The 24,867-nt window shown below is 47.9% G+C and carries 24 protein-coding genes; 15 read left to right on the top strand and 9 right to left on the bottom strand.

The features are described from left to right. Nucleotides 1-78: 78 nt before the first annotated feature. Entirely contained in the window at nt 79-660 is a 582-nt protein-coding gene (locus tag O3C43_10835; protein ID MDA1066989.1) for a hypothetical protein, read from the top strand. Nucleotides 661-748: 88 nt separating this feature from the next. On the opposite strand, the gene O3C43_10830 is transcribed toward O3C43_10835, so the two are convergent. Then, nucleotides 749-1,225, bottom strand: coding sequence for a hypothetical protein (locus tag O3C43_10830; protein MDA1066988.1), 477 nt, complete (start codon nt 1,223-1,225; stop codon nt 749-751). On the opposite strand from O3C43_10830, the gene O3C43_10825 reads away from it, so the two are divergent. From O3C43_10825 to O3C43_10815, 3 genes are all read left to right on the top strand, one after another. Then, on the top strand, nt 1,215-1,589 hold the full coding sequence (locus tag O3C43_10825; protein MDA1066987.1) for a hypothetical protein: 375 nt from the start codon (nt 1,215-1,217) through the stop codon (nt 1,587-1,589). The two genes, O3C43_10830 and O3C43_10825, sit on opposite strands and share 11 nt — an antisense overlap. A gap of 10 nt (nt 1,590-1,599) precedes the next feature. Beyond that, nucleotides 1,600-2,400 carry a sulfatase-like hydrolase/transferase gene (locus O3C43_10820; GenBank protein MDA1066986.1) on the top strand — a complete coding sequence of 267 codons (801 nt, stop codon included), beginning with the start codon at nt 1,600-1,602 and terminating at the stop codon, nt 2,398-2,400. A gap of 75 nt (nt 2,401-2,475) precedes the next feature. Next, nucleotides 2,476-3,264, top strand: a complete 789-nt coding sequence (locus tag O3C43_10815) for a DUF4197 family protein (GenBank protein ID MDA1066985.1) — start codon at nt 2,476-2,478, stop codon at nt 3,262-3,264. Nucleotides 3,265-3,341: 77 nt separating this feature from the next. On the opposite strand, the gene O3C43_10810 is transcribed toward O3C43_10815, so the two are convergent. Both O3C43_10810 and O3C43_10805 read right to left on the bottom strand, forming a co-directional pair. Continuing rightward, nucleotides 3,342-4,124, bottom strand: coding sequence for a class I SAM-dependent methyltransferase (locus O3C43_10810; GenBank protein ID MDA1066984.1), 783 nt, complete (start codon nt 4,122-4,124; stop codon nt 3,342-3,344). 15 nt (nt 4,125-4,139) lie between these two features. After that, nucleotides 4,140-5,693 carry a sulfatase gene (locus tag O3C43_10805; GenBank protein MDA1066983.1) on the bottom strand — a complete coding sequence of 518 codons (1,554 nt, stop codon included), beginning with the start codon at nt 5,691-5,693 and terminating at the stop codon, nt 4,140-4,142. A gap of 158 nt (nt 5,694-5,851) precedes the next feature. Here O3C43_10805 and O3C43_10800 point away from each other — a divergent pair, with 158 nt between their 5' ends. Together O3C43_10800 and O3C43_10795 are read left to right on the top strand one after the other, a co-directional pair. Continuing rightward, nucleotides 5,852-6,769 (top strand): amidohydrolase family protein, encoded by a 918-nt coding sequence (locus tag O3C43_10800; protein ID MDA1066982.1) that lies wholly within the window; start codon nt 5,852-5,854, stop codon nt 6,767-6,769. Continuing rightward, nucleotides 6,766-7,848, top strand: a complete 1,083-nt coding sequence (locus O3C43_10795) for an isocitrate/isopropylmalate dehydrogenase family protein (GenBank protein MDA1066981.1) — start codon at nt 6,766-6,768, stop codon at nt 7,846-7,848. Before O3C43_10800 ends, O3C43_10795 begins: the two co-directional genes overlap by 4 nt. A 33-nt stretch (nt 7,849-7,881) precedes the next feature. On the opposite strand, the gene O3C43_10790 is transcribed toward O3C43_10795, so the two are convergent. Further along, the gene (locus tag O3C43_10790; protein ID MDA1066980.1) at nt 7,882-8,850 is read right to left on the bottom strand and encodes an aldo/keto reductase; all 969 of its coding nucleotides are present in this window, start codon (nt 8,848-8,850) and stop codon (nt 7,882-7,884) included. Between the two features lie 20 nt (nt 8,851-8,870). Next, nucleotides 8,871-10,610, bottom strand: coding sequence for an SMP-30/gluconolactonase/LRE family protein (locus O3C43_10785; protein MDA1066979.1), 1,740 nt, complete (start codon nt 10,608-10,610; stop codon nt 8,871-8,873). Between the two features lie 166 nt (nt 10,611-10,776). Between O3C43_10785 and O3C43_10780 the strand changes: the two genes are divergently transcribed. Next, on the top strand, nt 10,777-13,155 hold the full coding sequence (locus O3C43_10780) for a serine protease (GenBank protein MDA1066978.1): 2,379 nt from the start codon (nt 10,777-10,779) through the stop codon (nt 13,153-13,155). A 37-nt stretch (nt 13,156-13,192) separates the two neighbouring features. Here O3C43_10780 and O3C43_10775 read toward each other — a convergent pair whose 3' ends face one another. Next, nucleotides 13,193-14,683 carry an aldehyde dehydrogenase family protein gene (locus O3C43_10775; protein ID MDA1066977.1) on the bottom strand — a complete coding sequence of 497 codons (1,491 nt, stop codon included), beginning with the start codon at nt 14,681-14,683 and terminating at the stop codon, nt 13,193-13,195. Nucleotides 14,684-14,823: 140 nt separating this feature from the next. Between O3C43_10775 and O3C43_10770 the strand changes: the two genes are divergently transcribed. Next, entirely contained in the window at nt 14,824-15,741 is a 918-nt protein-coding gene (locus tag O3C43_10770) for a PQQ-binding-like beta-propeller repeat protein (GenBank protein MDA1066976.1), read from the top strand. Nucleotide 15,742: 1 nt separating this feature from the next. Here the strand turns inward: O3C43_10770 and O3C43_10765 are convergent, their stop codons facing one another. After that, complete coding sequence (locus O3C43_10765) at nt 15,743-17,530, bottom strand: SpoIIE family protein phosphatase (protein ID MDA1066975.1); 1,788 nt, start codon at nt 17,528-17,530, stop codon at nt 15,743-15,745. Nucleotides 17,531-17,859: 329 nt separating this feature from the next. On the opposite strand from O3C43_10765, the gene O3C43_10760 reads away from it, so the two are divergent. Continuing rightward, the gene (locus tag O3C43_10760; protein ID MDA1066974.1) at nt 17,860-19,302 is read left to right on the top strand and encodes a Gfo/Idh/MocA family oxidoreductase; all 1,443 of its coding nucleotides are present in this window, start codon (nt 17,860-17,862) and stop codon (nt 19,300-19,302) included. A gap of 69 nt (nt 19,303-19,371) precedes the next feature. Here O3C43_10760 and O3C43_10755 read toward each other — a convergent pair whose 3' ends face one another. Continuing rightward, complete coding sequence (locus tag O3C43_10755) at nt 19,372-20,379, bottom strand: SMP-30/gluconolactonase/LRE family protein (protein MDA1066973.1); 1,008 nt, start codon at nt 20,377-20,379, stop codon at nt 19,372-19,374. Between the two features lie 562 nt (nt 20,380-20,941). Here O3C43_10755 and O3C43_10750 point away from each other — a divergent pair. From O3C43_10750 to O3C43_10725, 6 genes are read left to right on the top strand one after another with little or no spacing between them, the layout of a single operon-like run. After that, nucleotides 20,942-21,136 (top strand): hypothetical protein, encoded by a 195-nt coding sequence (locus O3C43_10750; protein ID MDA1066972.1) that lies wholly within the window; start codon nt 20,942-20,944, stop codon nt 21,134-21,136. 16 nt (nt 21,137-21,152) lie between these two features. After that, nucleotides 21,153-21,836, top strand: a complete 684-nt coding sequence (locus O3C43_10745) for an alpha/beta hydrolase-fold protein (GenBank protein MDA1066971.1) — start codon at nt 21,153-21,155, stop codon at nt 21,834-21,836. 33 nt (nt 21,837-21,869) lie between these two features. After that, nucleotides 21,870-22,058 (top strand): hypothetical protein, encoded by a 189-nt coding sequence (locus tag O3C43_10740; GenBank protein ID MDA1066970.1) that lies wholly within the window; start codon nt 21,870-21,872, stop codon nt 22,056-22,058. Between the two features lie 11 nt (nt 22,059-22,069). Next, nucleotides 22,070-22,432: a hypothetical protein gene (locus O3C43_10735; GenBank protein ID MDA1066969.1), complete on the top strand. Its 363-nt coding sequence runs from the start codon at nt 22,070-22,072 to the stop codon at nt 22,430-22,432. Nucleotides 22,433-22,467: 35 nt separating this feature from the next. Further along, nucleotides 22,468-23,418 carry an alpha/beta hydrolase gene (locus tag O3C43_10730; GenBank protein MDA1066968.1) on the top strand — a complete coding sequence of 317 codons (951 nt, stop codon included), beginning with the start codon at nt 22,468-22,470 and terminating at the stop codon, nt 23,416-23,418. Nucleotides 23,419-23,459: 41 nt separating this feature from the next. Continuing rightward, a complete protein-coding gene (locus O3C43_10725) occupies nt 23,460-24,332 on the top strand; it encodes a DMT family transporter (protein MDA1066967.1) in 873 nt (290 codons plus the stop codon). On the opposite strand, the gene O3C43_10720 is transcribed toward O3C43_10725, so the two are convergent. Next, nucleotides 24,326-24,832: a DUF3016 domain-containing protein gene (locus tag O3C43_10720; GenBank protein MDA1066966.1), complete on the bottom strand. Its 507-nt coding sequence runs from the start codon at nt 24,830-24,832 to the stop codon at nt 24,326-24,328. The two genes, O3C43_10725 and O3C43_10720, sit on opposite strands and share 7 nt — an antisense overlap. Between the last annotated feature and the right edge of the window lie 35 nt (nt 24,833-24,867).

The raw sequence follows: 24,867 nt of genomic DNA, 5'->3' as shown, positions 1-24,867 counted from the left end.
ATATATAACCTTCTTATTGTATATAAGCAACTGACTGTCAATGAGTTAATTTATCAAAGTGCCCTTTAGAATAAATTTATGGACGATAACAAGAAACTAGAACTTATTTTGAATTTTTTAAAGGAGATACTAACATCTTTTTGGTTTTGGCTGGGTCTTGCTGTACTTGTTATCTTGATAATTATTGTTATTAGACACAAAAGCGATATTTCACATTTTCTTAGAAATTTTCGTCTTAAGGGTAAGAATTTTGATTTATATCCCGAAAATCATGGAAAACAGGAGGAGGAACTACCAAAAAAAGAAGAGCTTGCAAAAGAAGAAGTAAAAGAGGAAGAACAAACCGAAGCTCAAAAAGTAGAAGAGCCGAAAACGCTTGAAGAATGGCGAATGGAAATGATTTTCTCTACATTTGATAAAAATCAAACACGAGCAGATGAAGCTTTTCAAAAAATGCAGGAATTAAACGCTGATCCAGTGTCTCGAAAGAAAGATGAAATACTTTATTTAAAATTCTCTCATACTGCAGGCAAAACTGATGCTATTCAGAGAATTAAGGCTTTTCTGACTGATGCTGAAGTTGAATACAAAGCAAATATCGCACTTGGCTTTTGTTATGCCAACTCTGAAGATTTCGAGAATTCCACAAAATTTTGCTGATAGGAATTTGCTTTTCAGCGGCGAAGCCGCAGAGGTGGGGGTTTTACTGGCTGTTGCTGTTTTGTGTTCGGCTGCTGAAAAAACCGGATCATGCGTCCTCCATCACCTCGCTGAGCTGCACCTCGCGTCCGAGCTCGAGGGAGCGCTTTGCAGCCTCGAGCGCGGCGATGAGTTCGACTTCCTCCTCGACGGGCACGGTCTCTTTGCCGGTGATGACGAGATCCAGGAATGCCTCCAGCAAGTAGGCGTAAAGGTTCGTCAAGTCAGGCGTGACGCTGCGCCAGCCCTTCTCGCCGTAGAGATTGATCTGGTAGCCCGCGCTCATGGTTTCCCTTTCGCCGACGATGAGGACGACATCGCGATTCCCGCCGAAACGGATGCGCGCAATGTTTGCGCCGGGCTTGCCGACGTTGATGGCGCTCACGGCTCCCTTGCCGAGCACGGCGCAGGCCATCGAGAGCGCGTGGATGCCGTAATAGACGAGGTCATTGCCGCAGGCGACGGTGGCGAGATGCACCTCGCCGAGCTGCGGCAGTTCGTTGCGCAGTTTGATAATGTCCGGCACGAAGCGCTGGCTGGACGTCCAAAAGCAGCGTCTGAAGTCGGGCCATCCCGAACGCGTTCTTGAAGCTCTCAAACCCCATATCGAAGCTGATTCCATTCCCGGGGAGCAAGCTCCTGTTCGAACCGCCTATCGCTACCTCGAAAACCGCATCAACCAACTCGATTACAAGAGCGCCATCGAAAAAGAGCTGCCAATTGGTTCCGGGCTCATCGAGGCGGGACACCGGCATGTGCTACAAAAACGGCTCAAGATATCGGGTGCATGGTGGACCGAACAAAACGTTCATTCCATGGCACACCTCAGAGTCTGCAGAGCCAATCAAGAGGAGGAGGCATACTGGGAGAAACTAAAAGTAGCTGCGTGAGTGACAACTTTTGCAATTACACCCCGATGAAACGTTTCCAAGATCCGAGCCTTCACATGTTCCCTGGAGTGAGGTAACTCCTGAAGAAAAAGAGAAGGAAATTAAACGCATGGCCATCTATGCAGCCATGATCGATCGGGTAGACCAAAACATAGGACGCGTGCTCGAAAAAATAGAGGCCATGGGGGAACGTGAAAATACACTTATTCTCTTTGCATCAGACAACGGATCCTCAGGAGAAGATGCCGAACGTGGAGCACAAGTGCAATCAGGGCCCCTGGGTTCATTTGGATATTGGGCTTCACTGGGTCGTGACTGGGCCAACGTCTCCAATACCCCTTATCGCCTTTTTAAAAACAATAGCCATGAGGGAGGGATTTGCACACCCTTAATCGCCTACTGGCCGGAAGCAATTAAACCGCCAGGTCGTATAAGCACATTTCGCGGACATATGATCGACATCATGACAACCCTGGTCGATATCTCAGGAGCCACGTACCCAAGAATATTTGACGGCAAAAAAATAATTCCCATGGAAGGCGTTTCCTTAACCCCTGTATTGCATGGAAGCACAACACCTCGAAAGGAACCCTTATTCTGGAAATGGTCCAAGGGCTGGGCAGTTACAGACGGTCCATGGAAACTTGTGTCCTCTGACGGCGGAAAGACTGTGGAACTTTTCGACACCTACAAGGATCGCACCGAGACAAACGATTTAGCCAAAGCCAATGCCAAAGTGGTCGACCGACTATTGAATCTACACACCGATTGGCTTGCCAAATGCGAGGAAGACGTGACAATTAATCTCTAAGAGGAACTTTGGAAGCTTTGACTTTGTCGGCTAACGCACCTAGACCACACTTACATTTTAAACACACCATAATTAATGAATAAAATTATCAGCAACTTCAGAGAATTAGTAAGCGTTTCTACCTTCGTTTTCATTGCAGCATCTTTGTTATTCCATGGATGCGGCGGATCAAAGGATTCGGCCAGCTCGGCAAGTAGTGAAGGGAAAAAGGAAGCGCCTTCCGCCGAACCAACCATGGAGAATATGCAGGCCGCTGTCGTTGATGCAATTCAGGTCATTTCCAAAAACACGGTTGCTGAAATCACCAACTTAGCGAAAACCGAGAAAGCTATTGAGATTCCAGAATCTTTCGAAAAAGTCCAGGGTGCTCTAGCGGCTACTGGAAATTCGGATTTATTTAAAGGATTCACTTCTTCTTTAAATGACTCTGCAGCAGATGCGCTAGGAGGTTATAAAGACACCATTAGTGACACAATCAGCTCTTTGAACCTCCCAGATGTGGAATCAATCATCAAAGGTGGCGACGATTCGATGACCCGTTATTTGGAATCAGCAGCCAGCTCCAAACTCAAGGATAGTTTGATCCCCTATGTGAAAACGGCTGTTAAGGATTACGGTGCCCAGGAATGGATCGACAAAATCAAAGGGGCACTCCCTGAAGACACGGGTGGACTCCTCGGACAAGTTTCTGCGATGACAGGAGTTAATCTTCCCACCAATTTCGATATTGAAGGATATTTAACCGATGAGCTCATGGGCAAGTTTTTCGGTGTGATGGCCAACCAGGAAAAGCTTTTCCGCGAGGATCCAAAGGGACGCTCCGCTGAACTTTTCAAAAAGGTCATGGAAGCTACCGCGCGGTAGGGTCGCTTGCTCCCAACTCGGCCTCAACGGTTGGTGATTGTGATCCTTACGACTGGCATCGATGCAAGCATCGAGCCCTACTTCGTTGCCGTTAACAGGTAACATAGGGGTAGACGAAGTTCTGCTTCATCCAGCTCCGGCCAATTGTTGCTGATGTCGTGCTCGAATTCTTCGACAAAGCTGATAATCAACCCCTGATCAATGCACGCCTGCAGGATGTTTGAAAAAGTATGGACGAACCAATACGATGGAGGAGAGTCGTACAAAACTCCCGAGTAATAATCCAGGCCGTCTAAATCCCGGTAAGGTTCAGTCCGGAAATAATCGCAGGTCAGCCGGGGCGCCTCAACGCTCGCATGAAGATCGAGCATTTCAGTGAACGGATGCTGTTCGTAAATAAACAACTCTCCTCCCGGTTTTAACAAATCTGACACTTTCCCAAAGTAAGCGGTCAGATCCTGAAACCAGCCTAGGGCACCCACGGTTATCATTACCAAATCAAACTGCCCATGAAAACGCTCCTCGATATCGAAAATATCACAGGCAATCAACTCACAGGCGATTCCACTTTTTTGTGCGAGTTCCTGTCCTTGTTTGATAAACTCATCTGAAATATCGAAACCCACTCCTCGGCAGGCACCCAATTTAAGGACCGACATGAGCTCGCGGCCATTATTGCAACACAGTTGGGCAACCGATTTTCCAGTAACATCGATTCTTTTTAAAGCATCTACTGCATACTCATCCAAACACAACAACCCTGGTGTCTTCAGTTTATGAAGAACCAAATCAAATACAGCCTCTCGGTGATACTTCTCGCCCGCATTCCAGGCAAGTCGGTTGGCGTCATGGTAATTCATGACTGGAGGTGAAAATTAATGGGCGTTTTTATTGGGTGGCTCATCCACAATCATAGACTCGGGAAAATCCGCGGCATTCCATCCACTCCTGTGACTATAACGCAAATTGGCTGAATAAGGAGGAGGTTGATTAAGCGGGATTGCCATACCACCCGCATCATTCAACATGGCATACAATCGATCGTCCATCTCCTTCACGATAGCCTTATGCTCCGGACTATTGATCAGGTTATTCGTTTCACCCGAGTCCACTTGAAGATCGTAAAGTTCATCCGTGTCCCAAAGGCCGTAGTAGGTTATGTATTTATATCGGTCTCCACGCAGGGCAAACACGGTGGGTGACTGTGGATAGGCTTTTTCCCAATAATATACATAGAGAAAATAGTCGCGCCACTGAACTTCCTTTTTCTGAGCCAATTGAATGAAACTTTTTCCGTCCATGTGCTCTGGCGTCTCCAGGCCCATGGCATCCAACACCGTGGGTCCGATATCGATATTGGCCACCACTTCTTCAACCACTGTTCCGCCCTTAAAAAGTTCAGGACATTGCATGAGCATCGGCACACGGATCGACGTATCGTAGGCCACACGTTTATCGATAAGACCATGCTCTCCAAACATAAATCCGTTGTCGCCCATGTAAACAATCAGCGTTTCGTCATAAATGCCCATTTCTTTGAGCTGATCCATTATTTTAACCACGCCCTCATCCACGGCGCGAAAGGCTTCGCAATAGCGTTTGTAGTAAAGTTCCACATCCAGCTCGCTGTGGTAGGGAAAATCAATGCCATGCCAGCTGTTGCGTTGATCCCTGACCCAACGGGGTGATTTCTCAGCCAGCTCCCGGGAAAGATTCCCACTGTCAGGCACTTCCCAAGGTTCATCCCGGTAGGATCCCTCGTGCCGTTCGGCTGGGGTGAAGTTTGCGTGAACAGCCTTGTGGGACAGGTAAAGAAAGAAGGGTTTTTTGTCAGGCTTCTGCTCTTTTAACCAATCGAGTGCATAATCGTTAAGCTCATCGGTTATGTAGCCTTTCTGCTTCACTCGCTTGCCATTCATGTTGAGCGTATAATCCGGAGAGGGTGGCAGATAGTTCCCCTGTCCTTTAAAGCTGATCCAATGGTCAAAGCCAGGCCGAGGCTCATCATTGCCCCCTCCCATATGCCACTTCCCCAAGAATGCGGTACTGTATCCGGCTTTCTGGAGGTATTCTGAAAAATAAACGATGTCGCCGGGAGCATCACGAGAATTATCGATCACACGATGCTTATGGGTGTAAAGACCCGTAAGAATGGATGCCCTACTCGGTGAACAAAGAGAGGTTGTTACAAAAGCGTTTTTCAAATGCACACCCTCAGCCGCGATGCGGTCGAGCCCTGGCGTTTTCAGGAACGGGTGTCCCATGAAACCCATGGCATCGAAACGATGGTCATCCGTGAGAATGAAGATAACATTTCTGGGCTTGGCTCCCTTTTTCTTTTCCACTTCAACCGAAGTTGGAAATACACCTCCGAAGACATAGGCCGGAATGATAGCAAGTAACAATAACAAGGATATACGATGTATCATAGTAGTTCTTTTGGGTATGAAGTTTTCAATTGGTTGAGAATGAATGCTAAAAAACGTTTGTTAAATCGGGATACGGGCTAAAACTCTAGTTAAAAAATTTTATCCTCCATAATCCGCGATCAAAAACTCGATTTTCCTCAATCTTCCCCTGCTCCAGTATGGCAAACACCATTCATGATCTGGAAATCACAGATCCTCACCACCACCTATGGGATCTGGAAGCACATTACTATCCCTGGTTAACGGACTCCTTTGGTGAACGCGTTTGCGGCGACTACGCTGCCATCCGAAAAAATTACCTGCTTGAAGACTTTCAAAAGGATATCGTTGATTTAAACGTCACAAGGACAGTTCATATTGAAGCGGTCATCGATCCTTGTCAGGCGGTTGATGAAACAGCCTGGCTACAAAACATATCCGATTCGGAATCCAGCCAGGGTATTCCACACGGAATCGTCGCTCAAGCTGACTTCGCTGAAGACCACATCGAACGCATCCTCGACGAACACAGTCAGTTTGCTAACTTTCGCGCAATTCGCGATGTGGTCCACGAAGGTTGGATTGACCCTCTGAACCCAAAGCCGACGAAGCTTCAAAACTCCGCTTGGCGTGAAGCTGTCGGGCTTTGCCAAAAATTCGGAATCCACTTCGAACTGCAGATTTACTACCAACAAGTCGAAGAGGCCATTGAGCTACTCAAGCTACATCCAGACCTCCCCATCATTCTTACCCATAACGGATGCCCTGCATTAAGAACACCGGATCATTTGGAAGGCTGGCGAACGGCGATGAGTCGGTTGGCCGCACATCCCAACCTGTATGTGAAGCTATCCGGTTACGGTATGTTTGAAAGAAACTGGACAGTCGACTCAGTCCGGCCGCTCATTGAAGATACCCTGGCAGCGTTCGGCATCGACCGTTGCATGTTCGCAAGCAACTATCCCGTCGATGGACTGGCTTGTAGTTACCTCGATATTTGGACCCAGTTCTTCGAAGTCACCAAAGGTTTCTCGATCGACGAAAGAAACAAACTTTTTCCCAAAACGCTAACCGGTTTTATCGCCTCTCCTAAATGAAATCCTACCATATCGCAGTAGTACCCGGCGACGGTATCGGACCGGAAGTTTGTCAAGCAACGATCCAGGTGATCCGAGATGCTCTTCCCGCAGGTTGTCAGATGGTTTTCAAAGACCATCCCGCTGGAGCAAATCACTTCTTAAAAACGGGAATCGCCCTGCCGGATACAACCATCGAAGCTTGCCGCAATGCCCATGCCATACTTCTGGGTGCAGCCGGACTGCCCAACGTGCTTTACAATGACGGAACGGAAGCGGGACAGGATACGACCCTTAAACTTCGATTCGAATTGGATCTATACGCCAATATTCGTCCCATTAAACTGTATGATGGAATCAATGGCCCTCTTAAAGGAGATCCAAAAATCGACTACGTAATCGTACGCGAAAACACCGAAGGCCTGTACGCTTCACGTGGAAAGGGAATCGTTGAAGCAGGAGTTCGCGCATCGGACACCATGGAAATAACGCGCAAAGGCGTTGAGCGAATCGTCCGAAAAGCGGCAGAAATCTGCATGATACGCAACGGAGCTCCGGTAGATGGCAAGCACCGTGTCACCATTTGCGATAAGTCCAATGTACTTCGATCATTCGCTTTCTTTCGCGCTGTGGCCGATGAAGTGCTGGCCGACTATCCGGAAATCGAAGTCGACTATGCTTTGGTTGATGCGCTTACGATGTATTTGGTTACGCGACCGAGCTATTACGACGTAATAGTCAGCGAAAATCTTTTGGGCGATATCATTTCCGACCTGGGTGCCGCAACCATCGGCGGCCTGGGCATAGCCGACTCCTCAGAGATTGGAGATCACCATGCTCTTTTCCAGGCATCCCACGGTTCCGCTCCTGACATCGCTGGCAAAAACCTGGCAAACCCTATCGCCACCATTTTATCCGGAGCCAGCATGCTCGAATGGCTGAGCCTCCAAAATAACGATCCAGCACTCACCTCCGCCGCGTTGAATATCCGCAAGGCTATCGCCGAAATACTACACGAGGGATCGACCATCACAAGCGACTTGGGTGGAACTGCAGGTACAGATGAGTTTGTGAATGCCGTTTGCGAAAAGTTAAACTGACCCATTTCCCAAGGGAGTCCGAAGCCTTTAAACCTATCGGTAGTATTTAAAATGATTCCCCCGGACCTGCTTCCAGACATGATCGCAGGCATCGAGGACTTCCTGATCGAGCTTACCATCCAGCGCATGGATACTCTGCTCCAGTTGCTCAACTCGACTGGCTCCGAGGAGAATTGAATCTACCTGAGCTTGTGAGTAAAGCCATTGCAGAGACAATTCGATTAAACTGATTCCAGCGTGTGCCGCCACTTGTTGAAGAGCATCCACTGTCTGAAAATTGGACCCATTGAAGTAGCGGTCAAAATACATTTTCGAATAGTCGAAACGTGATCCTACCACCGGCTTGTCCGGGGTATGTTTTCCCGTAAGAAGTCCACCAGCCAAAGCGTTATAAACAACGAGGCCGATATTATGTGTTTCGCAATATTCGAGACACTCGTCTTCGATGCCCCGGGTTATTAAATTATACGGTAGTTGAGTCACACAGGGTGGAGAATAGCCGCTGTTCTTACTTTTCAACTCCAGCTCCATCATCTTCCAGGAAGAATGATTGGAAGTACCAATGTAGAGAGCCTTCCCTTGCCGGGTTAGTTGGTCGCAGGCTTCAAGGGTTTCTTCAACCGGCGTGTTTCGATCAGGCCGATGGAGATACAGGATGTCGAGGCAGTCGGTTTGTAGTCGCTTAAGCGATGCCTCCACACCTTTGAGAATGTGCCACTTATGTAAACCACTCGTTCGCGGATTCCCATCCTCACTAGGCGATCCAACCTTGCTGGCAAGGACAACCTGGTCGCGCTTTCCTTTCAGAATATTTCCCGTGATTATTTCCGATTCGCCATTCACATATACATCAGCCGTATCGATAAAATTGACTCCTCCATCCATAGCTGCTCCGAGGATCCGGCCAGCTTCGGCCTCATCAACTTGCTGACCAAAAGTCATAGTTCCGAGACAAACCCGGGAAACAGTAGCTCCCGTTCCACGCAATAATTGGTGTTTCATAGTTTAGATTCTGCTAGAGATTAAAGGCGTGGTTTAGGAGGTTTAATCGGATCAAGAAAAGGAAGAAAACCACGGGTTGAGGTTTTACGACGATACACTTTATCGGTGATAGTGACGTAGATATAATTCAAGTCCGGTCCGCCAAAAACAGCATTGGATAACCAACCTTCTTGGGGTTTCTCCAAAATCAAATGAACTCGCCCCGGTTGATCAACAATTTGCAAACCGACATGCGTCGTAATATAGGAACGACCTTCGACATCCACAGCCAGGCCATCGCCTCCGCTTTTGCTTTGGCTGTCATGACGATGAAGGTGATGATACGGTTGTTTATAAGCCAATGAACCATCAGCCTGAATTTGAAAGGAAAAACCAAAACGACCTGCTGTATCAACGACTGTCAACAGGGTGTGATCCGGTGAAACCATAATGCCGTTCGGCTGCTCGATCCCCTCGTCTACGACTTTAACCTCTCCATCAAAGGTGAAGTGGTAAACTTTCTTTTCGCCAGGTGATGTAAAATATCCGCCATTGGGCAAAACAACGATGTCATTGCTCGGGTATCCCTTTACAATGGTGGTTGCTTTACCGTCCATGGTGTAGGCCACAATCTCCTTTTTGCCATTGGCGCATGCATAGAGTCTGCCGTCTGCACCAAACATGAGGCCATTGGCATTACCTGTTTCCGATGCAAACAGGGATACTTTGCCCTCCAGATCGACCTTAAATATTTCGCTCGTACGCAGATCCGTAAAAAAGACTTCACCCTTGGTATTTGTTGCGGGCCCCTCCGTGAATTGATGGCCCTCGCTGACGAGTTCCCAGTCCTCTCCTTCAATCAAAATATGGGTGCGGCGGTTCTCTGTGTTTCCGGCTTTAATCGGGCTGGGATAATTTTTCCAAAGCCACCGCAATGCATCGGGAAGAATGGAACCACCGTGCTTGGAGTTGTGGCCTCCGTCGCCCCAGGCATTAGTCACTTCGTATCCTGAGAATTTCAAAGAAGCTAACATATCCAGATTGGCCTCCCACCAGCCGCCAGCGTAGATATTCAGATCATTACTTCCGTCCTGCAGAAATATACGTAACGGCTTCGGCTCCGTCTTTCTTATTAGTGTCGCGTACTCATCCCCACCTCTAAGACCGACGTAAGTCCCAACAGTACTAAAAACACGACGAAAGGCATCCGGTCTGTTCCAGGCGACTCCGAAGGCAGCAATTGCTCCGGAGCTAGACCCGGCGATACCGCGATCGTTCGGATCTTTGCTAATGTTATATTTCGCTTCGACTTGAGGAATCATTTCCTCAATCAAGAAACGTGCGTAACGATCTCCCATCCCGTCGTACTCAAAACTTCGGTTGTACCGAGCCTCAGCATTCTCGTGAGGTGCTGGAACAACGCCGGGATTAATAAAGACACCAATAGTTACCGGCATATCGCCCTTGTGAATCAAATTATCGAACACCACCGGCACTCGCCATTGTCCGTCGCGAGTAACTCGACTGCCCCCATCTTGCCAAACCATTAAACAAGCCGGTTTTGACGGGTCATACTGCGCCGGCACATAAATCCACCAATCCCGTTCGGTTCCGGGATAAATCTTACTGTCGTTGAAAAACAGCTTTTCAATTGACCCTTCGGGAACGCCGGCCTGTTTCATGGAATCGGGACCCAGGACATAGTCGTCGGCGGCCTTTAGAAAAATAGAACAAACCAGGGTTAAGAGACATATCCGCGAGACCAAAGGTAAGATTTGCATAACTGGATTTGTGCAAGTTCTGATAACCAAAGTCAAAATGTGATTGCAGCTTTATTCGGGCGATCCAGTGATTCTTGGTCCGATTGTCTTGGATACATTTTATAAATTGAATTGCCTTGAAGGATTTCCGATTTCCCATGAACGTTCCAACTACCCTACCCCTCGAATGAAAAACCGATTTTTTACCGTCCTGGCAACCTTGCCAATGGTATTACTGCTTAGCCCGTTAGGAGGCATTGAGTCACCTTCGTCTGGACCAGGCGACGCTACTAAAGAGGTGGTAGGTGGGGTTGATGCAGCCATAGCAGAATACCCATGGATGGGGGCGCTTGTTTTTAGCAGCTCCGAAGGAAATACTCGGCAATTTTGCGGCGCTACCGCAATTTCGCCCTATTGGATAATGACAGCAGGTCATTGTGTGGACGATACGATTACACCCGAGAATTTTAAAATTGTATTCGGAACTGCCGACCTCGAGAACGAGGCAACCGCCCTGGTATTTTACCCCAAAACTATCCTCATCCATCCAGACTATATCAATAATTACACCAAGGATAACGACATTGCTTTGGTTCAACTAAGAGAACCACTTCCCGATTCAATTACCAAGATCCATTTGTCTTCCGATCCGCAACTCGAATTACCCGGAACCACAGCACGCCTTGTTGGATGGGGATTAACAAACACGGACTTCCGTGTCCCACGGGATACCTTAAAACTCCAGCAGGTAGATATGAACATCGTTAGCCTGGAGTTTGCCAATTTGCCAGAATACTACGACGGAAGAGTCCACGACAATATGATTACAGCCGGAAATTTTGAACCCTATTATTCCAGTGGCTCAGGTGACAGTGGTGGCCCCTTACTTTCCTACAATTACGAGCTAGACCGGTGGGAGCAGATTGGGATATCCAATTTCGGAGCAGGATGTGACAAACCGGAAAATCCCATTTCGGCTTACGCACGAGTATCAACTCACCTCAAATGGATAAATGACATCTTGCAGAACGACTTCTTAAGTTGGGCTAAAGAATACGACCTACCCGACCTCATCTACAACGAAGGAGACGAGCACAGACCACTCATGGAATACATACTGGGACTAGACCCGACAGTCATCGACCACCAACAAGCTCAATTGGCAAGTAGCAACTCCAGTGAAGATAGTACGGTCCGGGGAAAACTTCGCCTGCGAACAAGTGTTCCACCTATCAATTTGCGACGGGAATGGTCCAGGGATTTGAATGAATGGTCCAATGTCGAAGTGGAACACGACGGCATTACAAAAGAGATAATTCCCGATTCAAACCTGAGTGAGTACCATATTCCGATAGCATCGCGCAATGATGAGAAAGGCTTTTACAGGATTGGGCATGAAGACAATCGTGGAATCATCCATGGGCCACATACTATCCGCGTAGGCTCCACAGTGAAGGGGCTTTTTAACCATGGAATAGAAGCATACGGACTTACCCGCTACGATTACATAATCGATATGTTGGACTCGCTGAGGCCCATACGAATAACGGCGGAGTCAAACATTCAACAGCCATTTTCCATCGAGGTGGTGGAACTCGAAACAGGAAAACAAATTTTTGCTTGTTCTGAATCCGGACATCCGGACAGCCAAACTTATCCCTTCAGTCATACATTTTGGCCCGAGGAAGGAAAACAATACCTGCTCAGAGTTTCGTCACTCGACTGGACTCTGCCCCAACGCTTCGAGATTCGTGTGGATCATGTTGGCGACCTCATTGATCTAAATACATTTGATCCCCACATCGGCTATCTGACCACGGAAGACCATAGCTACAAACGCAGAAATCATTTTGCCGATACTTTCCTCACTGAACTCTCCGCCGACACCAACTTAAAAGTTGAAGTAAGAACGGATGAACTTGATCAGATCCTATTTATTCATGACGCGAATACCGGGGAACTCATTCATGAAGTTGATCAGAAACCTGCGGGTGAAACGGAGTCCGTGTTGGTTCGGTTTGACAAAAATAGACTCCTTACGGTATCCGTCGCATCCTTCAACAAAAACGACACAGGTGAATACGTTATCCAATTAAGCCACTTTTCAGAAGTGTCTTCTATTAGACCAGGAGAAAAAACGATTGGATTCATCAATACAACAGACAGACGTACAGAGATAAACGGAAACACCTATCATCTCGAAGAAATTGATTTAGTAAATCTGACTATCCCTGAAGGTGTTACCACCAAACTGACCGGCTATGACACTTACTACCCAGCCTACGGCGTCTACAATATGACAACCCAGGAAACCGTCCATACTGCAACCGCCCGCTGCGACGACAAATACTTTCATTTCATCCCTATCCCCGGCGATAACTACCGTCTGGTGATATTCGCACCAACAAGTCGTCTGGGCGATAATTACGAACTGGAACTGATAGCGGGAAAAGCCAGCGATGAGGATTTCATCCTGTCAGATACTTACTCTTCCAAATTACAAGAAAACACAATTCCGGACGAAACATTTCATTGGCAGTTTATTGAAAATCTCTATAAAAACTGAGGGCCTGTCAGGAGATATCAAATACCTGGAATCTAATCTACTCGCGTACATACCGTGTCCGAACGGTATAGACACTATCTCCACTCAAAATAGATCCCCGGCCAAAGAGACGTCCATTCTCCCAGTTGGATAATCCGAGCTCGGGTTTCTTAAGTGCGTATTGCCCATCCACCCATCGCGTAAAATCATTTCCGATGAAGGGGGCATTTAAACTGGAGTAAAAACGTTTGTGCTCTTCGGCGCTTTCGCTGACGAGTGATCCGACTAGCTGTGGGCTGTATTCATTGAATAAAGATACCGCTTCATCCATGGAATCAACAATGACCAACGTAACCTCAGGCGAATCTTCCCACTCCCATTCATGTCCTAACTGATCGCGAGCAATGGACTCCGCTTGCTGTTCTTCATTCAAGCCTTCGGTCCGGCCAATAGAAACTTGATTCTCAAATAAGGCGGCAGGCACATTAGATTCATCCCCTTCCACCACATGGAGTTTAAAATTATGATTTCTTCGCTGGCCTGCTCTTTCCATACTTTCAAGAAAGACGGGCACCAACTCATCTGCGCGGCTGCGCTGAATACAACAAGTGTTTAAGGTGTTACACACTTTCCGGTCCAGAGAGTCGTAGACTGCTTCTCCAAATTTTTCCAGATCGGCCTGCTCTGAAGCGACAATCCAAGCTCCACCCGTTCCATGTAAACTGGTCGCTACTCCCGCACGTCGCGCCAAGCTACCCAAGGTATCAACAGCCTGCCCAGAACCTCGAGCAACAGCGAGAGCCAGTCGATCATCCGAAAACATTGCCCAACCAGCAGCATGGGAGGTACTCTCAACCAAAGACGCTGCTCCCAGAGGAAGTCCCGCTTTTTCGAGCGCAGGATTCAAAGCCAGGTCCATAATCGCCTTGGCGGTTTGCAACGCATCACTCCCAATTCGAAAAACGACCGTATTTCCGCCACGCAATACTCCGCAAGCATCGGCCAGCACATTGGGTCGACCTTCGAATACAAAGGCTACCACGCCTAAAGCCGCACCTACCAGTTCCACACGAAAACCGTCATGCTGTACCGTTTCAAGAATTTGCCCTCGACGAGATGCAGCATCCATCCAACCGCGCAATCCTGCAATCATTCCATCGCGCAACTTGTCGTTCGCTTCAAGACGGGTAGTAGATCTTCCACGAGCCTTGGCATTGGCTACATCCGCTGCATTGATCTCTTGAATTTTTGACCAGGTGGATTCATCCGCCAATGCTTCTGCGAAGTTAGCAAAAAATTGGGCGATCTGCTCGTCGGAAACTGCTTCCATTTTTTCAAACGCATTTATGGCGTTTGTCACAGCTTGGGAGGCAATTTTTTGCTCCGCTGCAGGTATATGCAATAACTGACTCGTTTGAGAAGATACGGCCAAAGAGTCACCGGGCTGAAAAGCAGCGGCCAAGGTTTCGTCCACACGCACCCATTTGTCTCCTCCCAGAAATACAGGCATCCCGGCTTCCAGTTTCGAAAATTGCTCAATTACGCTCATAATTTTAAAGCACAAGGTTTGATGGACCAGGTAAAAAGGCAAGTCAGTGATTTCGGTTTGACGAGTAATGAGATACGGGACTCGATTTATTTAATAATTTAACCCAAGGTGACCATTTATCCGCCCCTACATTTCCCCAAATGAAATATATCGTTCTCTTTGCTATTCTGCTTATTCAAGCAGCGAATGCGGCGGAAGTCTCCTCACCCCGTCATCGCGTGATTGGAGTTCAACGTGGGACGCTTGCCAGCTTCGACCCACACGGAAACGTTGAATGGACCTACAAAGGAATCCCGGACGGGAACATCCTGACACAAGACTCCTGGACAAACATCATCGAATTGAACCAAAGCGGAAACATCGTGTGGTCCTATGACACAGCCAAAATGAATGGCAATGAGGGGAAGGAGATAGAAGTGCACGCCGCTCTCCGTTTATCCAATGGTTTGACCATGATCGCAGAGTGTGGCTCTGGCCGTATCATAGAAGTCGATAAACAAGGACGCATTAAACAGGAGATAAAACTCAAACTCGATAAACCCGATTTTCATCGCGACACGCGGCGGGTTCACAAACTGGACAACGGAAACTATTTAGTCGCACATGAAGGCGACGGCAAGGTCCGGGAGTATACTCCGAAAGGAAAGGTCATTTGGACCTACGAGTTATCCATGCAGGGGAAACCGCCACGCGGTGGCCACGGCCCCGAGGCGTGGGGAAACAAGATCAATAATGCCATTCGCTTAAGGAACGGAAATACCCTCATCGCTACAGGGGATCAACATTCTGTGATCGAGGTGAACCCGGCAGGAGAAATTGTATGGTCCATTATGCCGGGCGATCTCCCCAACATGGTTTTCGCGATGACTAAGCAATTGGAGGAGCTACCCAAAGGAAACTTCATCATTGGAAATACCTACGGCACGGAAGATTACCCACAACTCCTCGAGGTAACGCGCGACAAAAAAGTAGTTTGGACTTTTAAGGATTTTGATTACCTGGGCGATTACACCTCAGCCATCTGCACCCTGGGCAACCTTTCTGACGTTAATCGTTAGGTCAGGATCTATTTTGTTGAGCTGGTTCTATCCTCACAGCCACCAAACACACATCATCATCGAAATGTTCTGATTCGCAAACCGAGTGCACTTCTTCGGTCACTTGCTTTAATTGTTCATTCAGCGGAAGGTCCTTAACCCGCTCAACCGTTTTCACAAGATTCTCAACTCCCCAATCCTCACCATCACACTGCTTCTGCTCTGTGAGTCCGTCCGTGTAAAAAAGAAGCTCAGTCATCTGATCCAGTTTATGCCGCGTACTCATATACTTCTCATCAGCAAACATTCCCAGAGCCGGTCCCATTTCGCGAACAGGGCACCCTTCAAAATGGTTACCATTCTCATCCCGAACATACCATAGAGGCTCCGGATGACCGGCATTGGCAATGGAAATTACCCCCTTTTTCAGATTGAACACCGTGTAAACCGCCGTAACAAAGCGCGGGAAGTCTTTGCTTTCGGCCAAGGGAATAATTTTTTTATTTAAGTGACTTAGCACACGGGCTGGATTCGACAAGGAGGTTGGGATTTCCAACAGTAATCCTCGAATAAGCATTGTAACAAGAGAAGCCCTCACCCCATGGCCCAACACATCACACACAAGTATACCAATTTTATCGTCAGCGATTGGGATTATGTAAAAGAAATCTCCCGCCAGGTGATGACTGGGTGAATAAATATAACTGGCCTCCATGGACCATTTGTCACCTGAAGCCAGAAACATTCCTTCATCATCAAACCCGGTCGACATAAGTGCTTCTTGCAATTGGCGGGCAACGAGGAGCTCTGATTCAAACTGCTTGTTTTGCTCTTGAAGTCGAGCATTCGCCTGACGGGCTTTTTCTTCAGCTTCTTTTTGCTCGGAAATATCCAAAGTCATTCCAACAATTCCTTCAACCTCACCATCAGCGCTTAACAAGGGAACTTTAGAACTAAGTATCCATCGTTTATCGGCCATAAGGCTCTGATCATAATCGATCTGATTGTAAATCGGCGACCCGGTCTCAACGATCTTTCTGTCAGAAGCCTCAAGCGCCTCAGCTTTTGGGCCAGGTCGCAGTTCGGTGACGGTCTTTCCTATAAGCGCTTCATTTTCCTGAATGCCCAGTCCTTTCCGATATTCTTCATTCACCATCAGGAAACGTTGATCTCGATCGCGGACAAAAACCCGACAGGGCAGAATCTGCACAATCGTCTGCAGTAGCAGGCGTTGCCGATCCAGTTCAAGTTCGACGTATTTACTTTCAGTGATGTCCCGGGAAAGCCCGAAAGTCCCGATGATGGTTCCAGATACATCCTTAAGCGGAAGCTTGGTTGTAATAACCCACTTTTCACTTCCGTCACTTTGAAGATCCCGCTCCTCGCGAAAATTCCAACCTTCCCCAGAATGGATAATTTCCTGCTCACCATCAAATTTTACCTGAGCAAAGCGTTCTTGAAACATGTCAAAATCGGACATGCCCACCGCATCTTCAGGACTATCTAACCCGAAGAACTCGGCCAAAGCTCGATTAATACAAACGAAGCGGCTCTGCAGATCCTTAAAATAGACGTGATCCGGAAGCGACTCCATCAATCGCCAGAACAATTGAGAGGAATCAAACTGTTGATCCTGCATCATCGATTTTGGATTATCGTTATTTGCTCCGGCTTCATAAGCAGCTTTCAACGCGCTCTTGAGCTGCGCTGCAGTCAAGCTTACCGGACCCACTTCTTCCTCTAAATCAACATTAAGTGTGGCCAAACCAATAGCTTTTAGCTCGCTGAGCAGCAAGTTGTGAGTATCCATGAGGAATTGCTTGAATAGGATGCCGATAAACTAAAAACCGGAAAATATTAAGGTGCGAATGTGGTCATCAACGAAGAAAACAACAGTTCACACAAAATAATCATCATCAAGCCTAACCCGAAATGTTCACCCTATTTAAGACATATTTGGGAAATAATCTTACTCGTGTTTGAAATTGGCTTTATATTTTGCAAAACTTACATCAGAGTGCTGTTCTAAGTTTTTCTCAATTACTATACTCCTTGTAACAAAGAACTATTAACAATTAAAACAACCTCCGCAAAGCATTCGCGGTTCCACAATTAGTTTAACCCTATATCAATTACCCAATGAAAAGAAGAACCTTCATCAAAACATCCGCACTCGCAGCGAGCGCATTCTACATTGGTTCCTCAAGAGCTTATGCAGCCAGTGAAGATATTCGTGTCGCCGTAATCGGACTTAACGGAAAAGGAAAATCCGGCATCGAAGACGTATTCCGCACCGATGGCGCCCGCCTGGTAACCATCTGCGACGTTGATACCGAAGTGATGGCCAAGCGCGCAGCTGAAATCGAAGAAAAACATGGCGTGAAGGTCCAGCAAGTGCAGGACTACCGCAAAGTGCTGGACGATCCAAATATCGATGCCATCACTATCACCACTCCCAACCATTGGCACTCACTCATGGCCATCCAAGGCTGCCAGGCTGGAAAAGATGTCTATTGCGAAAAACCGGTTTGTCACAATATCTGGGAAGGTCGACGCATCATTGAGGCACAAAAGAAATACGGTCGCATTGTCCAATCCGGACTACAAAACCGCTCTGACGACGGTCTGGTGGAAGCATTTCCGGAAATCATGGCCGGTAATTTTGGGAAAATCCAATTAGTCCGAGGCCTATGCTACAAAAACCGGACGGGAATTGGCAAACGCAGCACCCCGCTGGTTCCTGGCAAGAATGTTGACTACGATCTATGGCTTGGCCCAGCCAAGGACGAACCTATTTACCGCGACAATCTGCATTATGACTGGCACTGGAGCTGGAACACCGGAAACGGTGACATCGGCAACCAGGGACCCCATGAATTCGATTTGATTCGTTGGGTACTCGGTGATCCCGATCATCCAAGTGAAGTTACCAGCTTCGGCGGACGTTGGGGTTGGCAGGATGCTGGCCAAACGCCAAACATGCAAATCGCTTCTCTTAAGTTTGATGATGTTCCAGTGCTCTTCGAAGTGCGCGATCTTTACATCAACCCGGAGACTCCGGCGGCCACTAGTTACAAAGGTCACCGAATCGGGATCATTGTCACTTGTGAAGGTGGAGAATTCCGCGGAGGACGAGGTGGAGGATCCATCTACGACGCGGATAACAAAAAGGTCAAAACATGGAAAGGTGATGCTGGGTTCGACCACTATCCAAATTTCATTCGGGCCGTAAATTCTCGGAAACAGGATTCACTACGTTGCCCCATTGAAACAGGTTACAGATCGAGTGTTCTACCTCACATGTGCAACATTTCTTACCGTGCAGGCGAGGAAGTAGCAGCAAAACGCGTCGAAACCTTCGCAAGTAAGGACGACACATTGCAGGAAACCTACGAGCGGTTTAACAAACACCTCGGTGACTGGAAAGTGAATTTCAATTCCGAAAAATGGACCATGGGTCGCAAACTTCGTTTCGATGCCAACAAAGAAATGTTCAAAGGAAACAACGACTTGGCCAAAGCGGCCAACTCAATGATCAAAGACAATTACCGGAGCAAATTTTCTGTTCCTGCGGTTGTTTAAAAGTTCAATATTTTTCACGAAAAAGCCTCCCCATTCCGGGGAGGCTTTTTTATTAATTTGAAGTGAAAACTAGAACCCGGATCCTGCCACAGAAGTCTGAATACGGCACAGATACATATCGCTGGTCATATACAACACGCTGCCATCTTCACCAAAGGTGCAATTGCCAATTCTTTCTCCGGTTTCGATCTTACCCAGAACATCGCCTTCGGGTGAAAAAACATAGACACCACCTGGACCGGTTGCCCATAAATTTCCATGCGTGTCGACACGCATGCCATCGGGACCGCCCTTCTGTTTTTTGCCATCCGCAGTAGCATCGTATAATTTCCTTCCGGTTCCAACGGTTCCGTCTTCCCGGACCGGGTACGCCATGTAACCCATCCATTCAATATTGGCATTGCCAATGTACAGGGTCTTCTCATCCGGAGAAAGACAAACGCCATTAGGCGCCCGCAAATTACTCACCAAGAGCACCAGCTCACCGGATTTTCGAAGCAGATAAACGCCGCTAAAGTCCAATTCCTTCATCGGATCATCCCACCCTTTGGGCAACCCGTAAGCAGGATCTGTAAAGTAGATATCCCCATTCGAGGCTACACACAAGTCGTTGGGACTATTCAATCGTTTACCCTGATAATTATCAACTACCGTCCGCTTTCCCCCGCCCTTGGTTAGCATGGAAATACGCCTGTCGCCATGCTCACAGATCAGTAGATTTCCATCGTTATCGTAAGTGAGCCCATTACTACCCTTGCCACCAGGATGAGGCACGACTCCCGTGTAGCCAGAAGGCTCCATAAATATACTCTGACCCACTCCCTCTTTCCATTGAATAATACGGTTTCGATGTACATCTGAAAACAGAAGACGGTCGTTTTCCCTATCCCAGGCAGGACCTTCAGACCAAAAGAAACCAGAACTGAGCACTTCAATCTTTGCCCCTTTTGGCACCAACTTATCAAACCGCGGATCCATTCGCTTCACCTCGCCAATAGTGGAAAAATTCAGCGTATCCTGAGCGGACAGTGCTGAAATTGAACAAAGGGCAACCAACAGGGGTAAAAGTTTCTTCATACTAAAATCATTGGGCGAAGAATCGAGGCGCCTCAATAGAGAAATTGCCGGAGCGGGTTAATCCCGCGATCACTCAAAAATCTCTCAATAAATGGGGGCGTAAAGCCAGAGCCTTATACACAACTTTCCATTTAAAGGAAAACGGACTTCTAAGGAATGTAGCAATGGTGAGCATGTCTCGCCGTAGTCTCCGAAGGCGGATGACACCATTGAATTTCTCATTCCTGCCTTCTATGCTTCCATAGTCTTACGACCTTGGCTACAATTGAGAAATCTAAATGTAGGAAGGGAGCTTGCTCCAGATTTGATATTTCTTGGACAAGGCGATTCGGGAGCAAGCTCCTCTCCTACAGTTAATACACTCCACGAACAGAGCACCTACGACTTTCGACCTGTTCATACTTCGGGCTGCTAAACGGATGGGTGCAATCCACAATCCGGAAGCATCTCTCCTCTCCTTCGAATTACATCCAAGAAAAAATATACCCTCCATTGCACTCATCCGTTTAGCAGCCTGAATTAAACCTTCACAAAACTTCCTCCAACCTTCAGCCTTCCCTTAATGCCTATTGGAGTAAAAATCTTCTGCGCCTTCATGGCCCTCGGTGCGCTTTTCTGGTTACGCTATGCCTGGACAGGTTTCGGCGGTCAGGTGAAAGACCTGGAAGCCCACCGCAAGTCGGGACTGATGCGCATACATTTTCTATTTATCATCCTGGTTGTCATCGTTTGCACCCTGATAGCGCTGTTTGCTTAGCCTCACTCTATCCCATATGAAATCCAAATACGTTGCCCAAATTTTCCTCAGCCTCTTTTCAACGCTGAACCTTTTCGCACAAGAAGAACCCAGTTGGTGGAAAGGGTTCGAATCCTTTCAGTGGATCAACGAAGCGCCGGAGCAAATGCATCCTACGCTGATCCACATGACTTTTCATTCGAAGGCGAACCATGCGGATGTGGGATTTTATATGCGCCTTCCTCGCGGCTATGATGCGCCGGAGAACAGAGGCAAGCGCTACCCGGTCATTTACTTTTTACACGGAGGTCGGCCAGGAAGTGAAGTAAAGTCAAAAGGTGGCTTCAACAATATGATGGGCTTCCTTAAATCGGAGGACTATCCGGCAGCATTTATGATCGGTGTGAACGGAGGCAAACTCAGCCACTACGAATTTCATGAGTACAAAGGCGTGTCTGCGTTCATGGAGCTAATCGAGCACCTGGACAAAACCTACCCGACCATAGCCGACCGATCCGGGCGAGTGATCATGGGCAGTTCCCAAGGTGGTCGCGGTACAAGCCGGTATATTTTTAGTCATCCCGAGCTATTCGGTACAGCAGTAGCCATGGCATCGGGCCACCAATACGAAAAAGTCATCGACGAAAACAACGGGGTAGAAAGCGAATACCTCACCATTCCTGATGGAGAAAACAATGCCTTCAATATCGCCCGAGTTTAAGCAGCAAGTCGGAATGCCCCTCCCGTGAACCTCATGGTAGTGATTGGAAACAAAGACGACAATTACGTGGGCAATCTTCAATGGTCCATTCACTTGAGAGAATTGGGGATCCCCCACGAGCTGGTAGTGGTGCCCGGCGCGGGTCACGGCATCGACTGGGAAATAGAAAACACCGGCAACCGCATCTACAATTTCATTAACAACGGTTTAACCCAAAAATAGAAACAATACCTATGGCCACAACAGACACTTGTTGCACTATCGTCCCCTACTTTCAACTTAGCGACGAAACCCTTCCACGGTTCAAAGGATACTGCGACCGGTTCGTGGAAATGACTCAAACTGAGGAGAAGGTGCTTCATTATGGATTTTCATTCAAAGGAAACCAAGCGCACTGCCGCGAAGGTTATGCCGATGCCGAAGGTGTGCTGGCGCACTTCGGCAATGTGGGTGAACTTCTCGGTGAAGTGCTGGGGTTTGCAGAACTAACCAAACTGGAAATCCATGGTCCGGCTGAGGAACTGGCCAAACTCAAAGAGCCCCTTTCTCATTTGGAGATCGAGTATTATACACTCGAGTACGGCTTCCGCCGGTGACTGTCTGAACCTCTAGACTCCATCAACAAATTACCGTGAAATTCACCACACTCAGTCTATTTCTAACCATGCTTACGATGGCTGGAAGTGTAGTAGCAAACATCAAAACAGAAACCTACACTTACAAGACGGTAGGAGACCTTGAAATCAAAGCCGATGTGCATCGAGAGGACGACGAGGTCATTCGACCGGTGCTCGTTTGGATTCACGGTGGTGCTATAATTAATGGTGGTCGACAAAGTGTCAGCAAGCCCGTTTTGGAAACTTTTCTTGGTGCCGGGTACGCCATTGTGTCAATTGACTACAGGCTGGCCCCGGAAACCAAGCTGCCCCACATCATTGAAGATCTGGAGGATGCTTTTAAATGGCTACGCAAGGATGGACCACGACTCTTCCATGTAGATACCTCCAAGATCGCTGTGGCAGGAGGTTCTGCTGGCGGATGCCTCACACTTACATCCGGTTTTCGCGTCGATCCACCACCAACCGTGCTTGTCAGCTTCTACGGCTACGGGGATTTGATTGGCGATTGGTACAGTACGCCGAGTCCGCATGCCCGCCATAACCGCGAGAAGATTTCCTGGGGAGAAGTAGCAGATATTCCCCATGGTCCGGTAGTTGCCAACTCCGAGGATCGTGAAGGAAACGGAGGACGCTTTTATCAATATTCACGCCAACAAGGTCTATGGCCCAAACTGGTATCCGGATGGGATCCTCACACAGAACCAGAGAAGTTTTATCCATTCATGGCAGTCAAGAACGTGACCAGTAACTATCCGCCTACCCTACTCATCCATGGCACCAACGACACCGACGTTCCTTACGAGCAGTCCGTCATGATGGCCGAGCAATTCAGGCAACACAGCGTAGATCACAAGCTCATCAGTATTCAGAACGCCGAACACGGCCTAAAGGATGGCGACCCTGAAGAAATTGCTAGGGCCTATGCTGCCGTGCTACCCTTTGTGGACAAATACATGAAATAGGGTACATTTTGACCTAGCCGATGCCCACCCCATTCGACCCCATGTCACAAGGAGTTCTAAAAACCTTCACTTGCACAGCCCTGGCACTCATCGCATTCGCTGCCAACTCCGTGCTATGTCGTATGGCCCTGGGTGCCGAAGCGATCGACGCATCTGGTTTCACGATTGTCCGCTTAGCATCGGGCGCGTTGACGTTGTTCCTCATTTTACAATTCCAAAGAAACGACTACCAATCCCTAACTTCGAAAGGTTCCTGGTGGGGAGCGTCTATGCTGTTTCTTTACGCTATCACCTTCTCCTTTGCTTACATTCGCCTGGAAACCGGTACTGGAGCTCTCATTCTCTTTGGGTGGACTCAGATTACAATTATCTTCGTTTCTCTTGTATCAGGAAGCCGGTTACATCCAACGGAATGGGTAGGGGTCGTCGTTTCATTTTTCGGATTTGTTTATTTGGTGCTCCCAAACATCGCGTCGCCCTCTCTACCGGGCTTTATACTCATGACCCTGGCGGGTGTCGCCTGGGGGCTCTATACCTTAAACGGAAGAGGATCGAAAAATCCACTCCAGGATACAGGCTACAATTTTATCCGGACCTTACCCATGATACTGGTCGTGGGACTGCTTTCACTTCAATTGCTGAGTTTCACTGCTCAAGGAATTTTACTGGCCTGTTTGTCGGGTGGTATTGCATCTGGAGTCGGCTATACGATTTGGTACACCGCTTTACGTGGACTATCACCAACTCAAGCCGGAGTCGTTCAACTCCTCGTACCGGTTATTGCAGCCTTGGGAGGTGTAGTCTTTATCTCTGAGATTATCACGTCCCGACTCCTTATCGCGTCGATTCTCATTCTCGGTGGAATTCTCACTGTGGTCTTGGGCCGCAAAGTGGTCGCATCAAAAACTCAATAGTCGCCTTCAACTTCCTTCTTCAGCTCCGACCTAATCCACCGTTCCAGCATCCGCCGTTCGTAATAAAACGTATCCGTTGCTCCGGTTCGCCTGGAACCTCCATCCTGGAAGCCCAGATAGCGAAGCTCTTTATTTCCTTCAGCTAAAACAACACCGTTCTTATCAACCAGCCGATAAGAAAACTGGGCGCTGGGAGGATAACGGTCTTTAAATATCCGCACATCATCGAGAGGAGTAGGCTGCCAAGGCTCGAAGTGACCGGCTAAATCTATATCCTGAAAATCCAGCGTAAGGACAGCTCCCTCAGAAAACGATTTCTCAAGCGAACGCTGAAGCTCTCGAATAATCTCCTTACTAAAAAACTCGGTCGAAATGGTTCGTCGGGTCTGAGCATACTCAAAGTCCTTAAACTCTTCCGGGTCACCAAAATTAAGAATCACTTCCGCACTCAAAGTTTGAGAAATGAAAATCAGGATTCCTAAAAGCAGTATACGTTTCATCGGATTTATTGTTGTTTAGTTCTAGTTCTCAATTG

The sequence above is a fragment of the Verrucomicrobiota bacterium genome, assembly GCA_027622555.1.
Classification (GTDB): domain Bacteria; phylum Verrucomicrobiota; class Verrucomicrobiia; order Opitutales; family UBA2995; genus UBA2995.
This window is presented reverse-complemented; position numbering and strand designations above follow the sequence as displayed.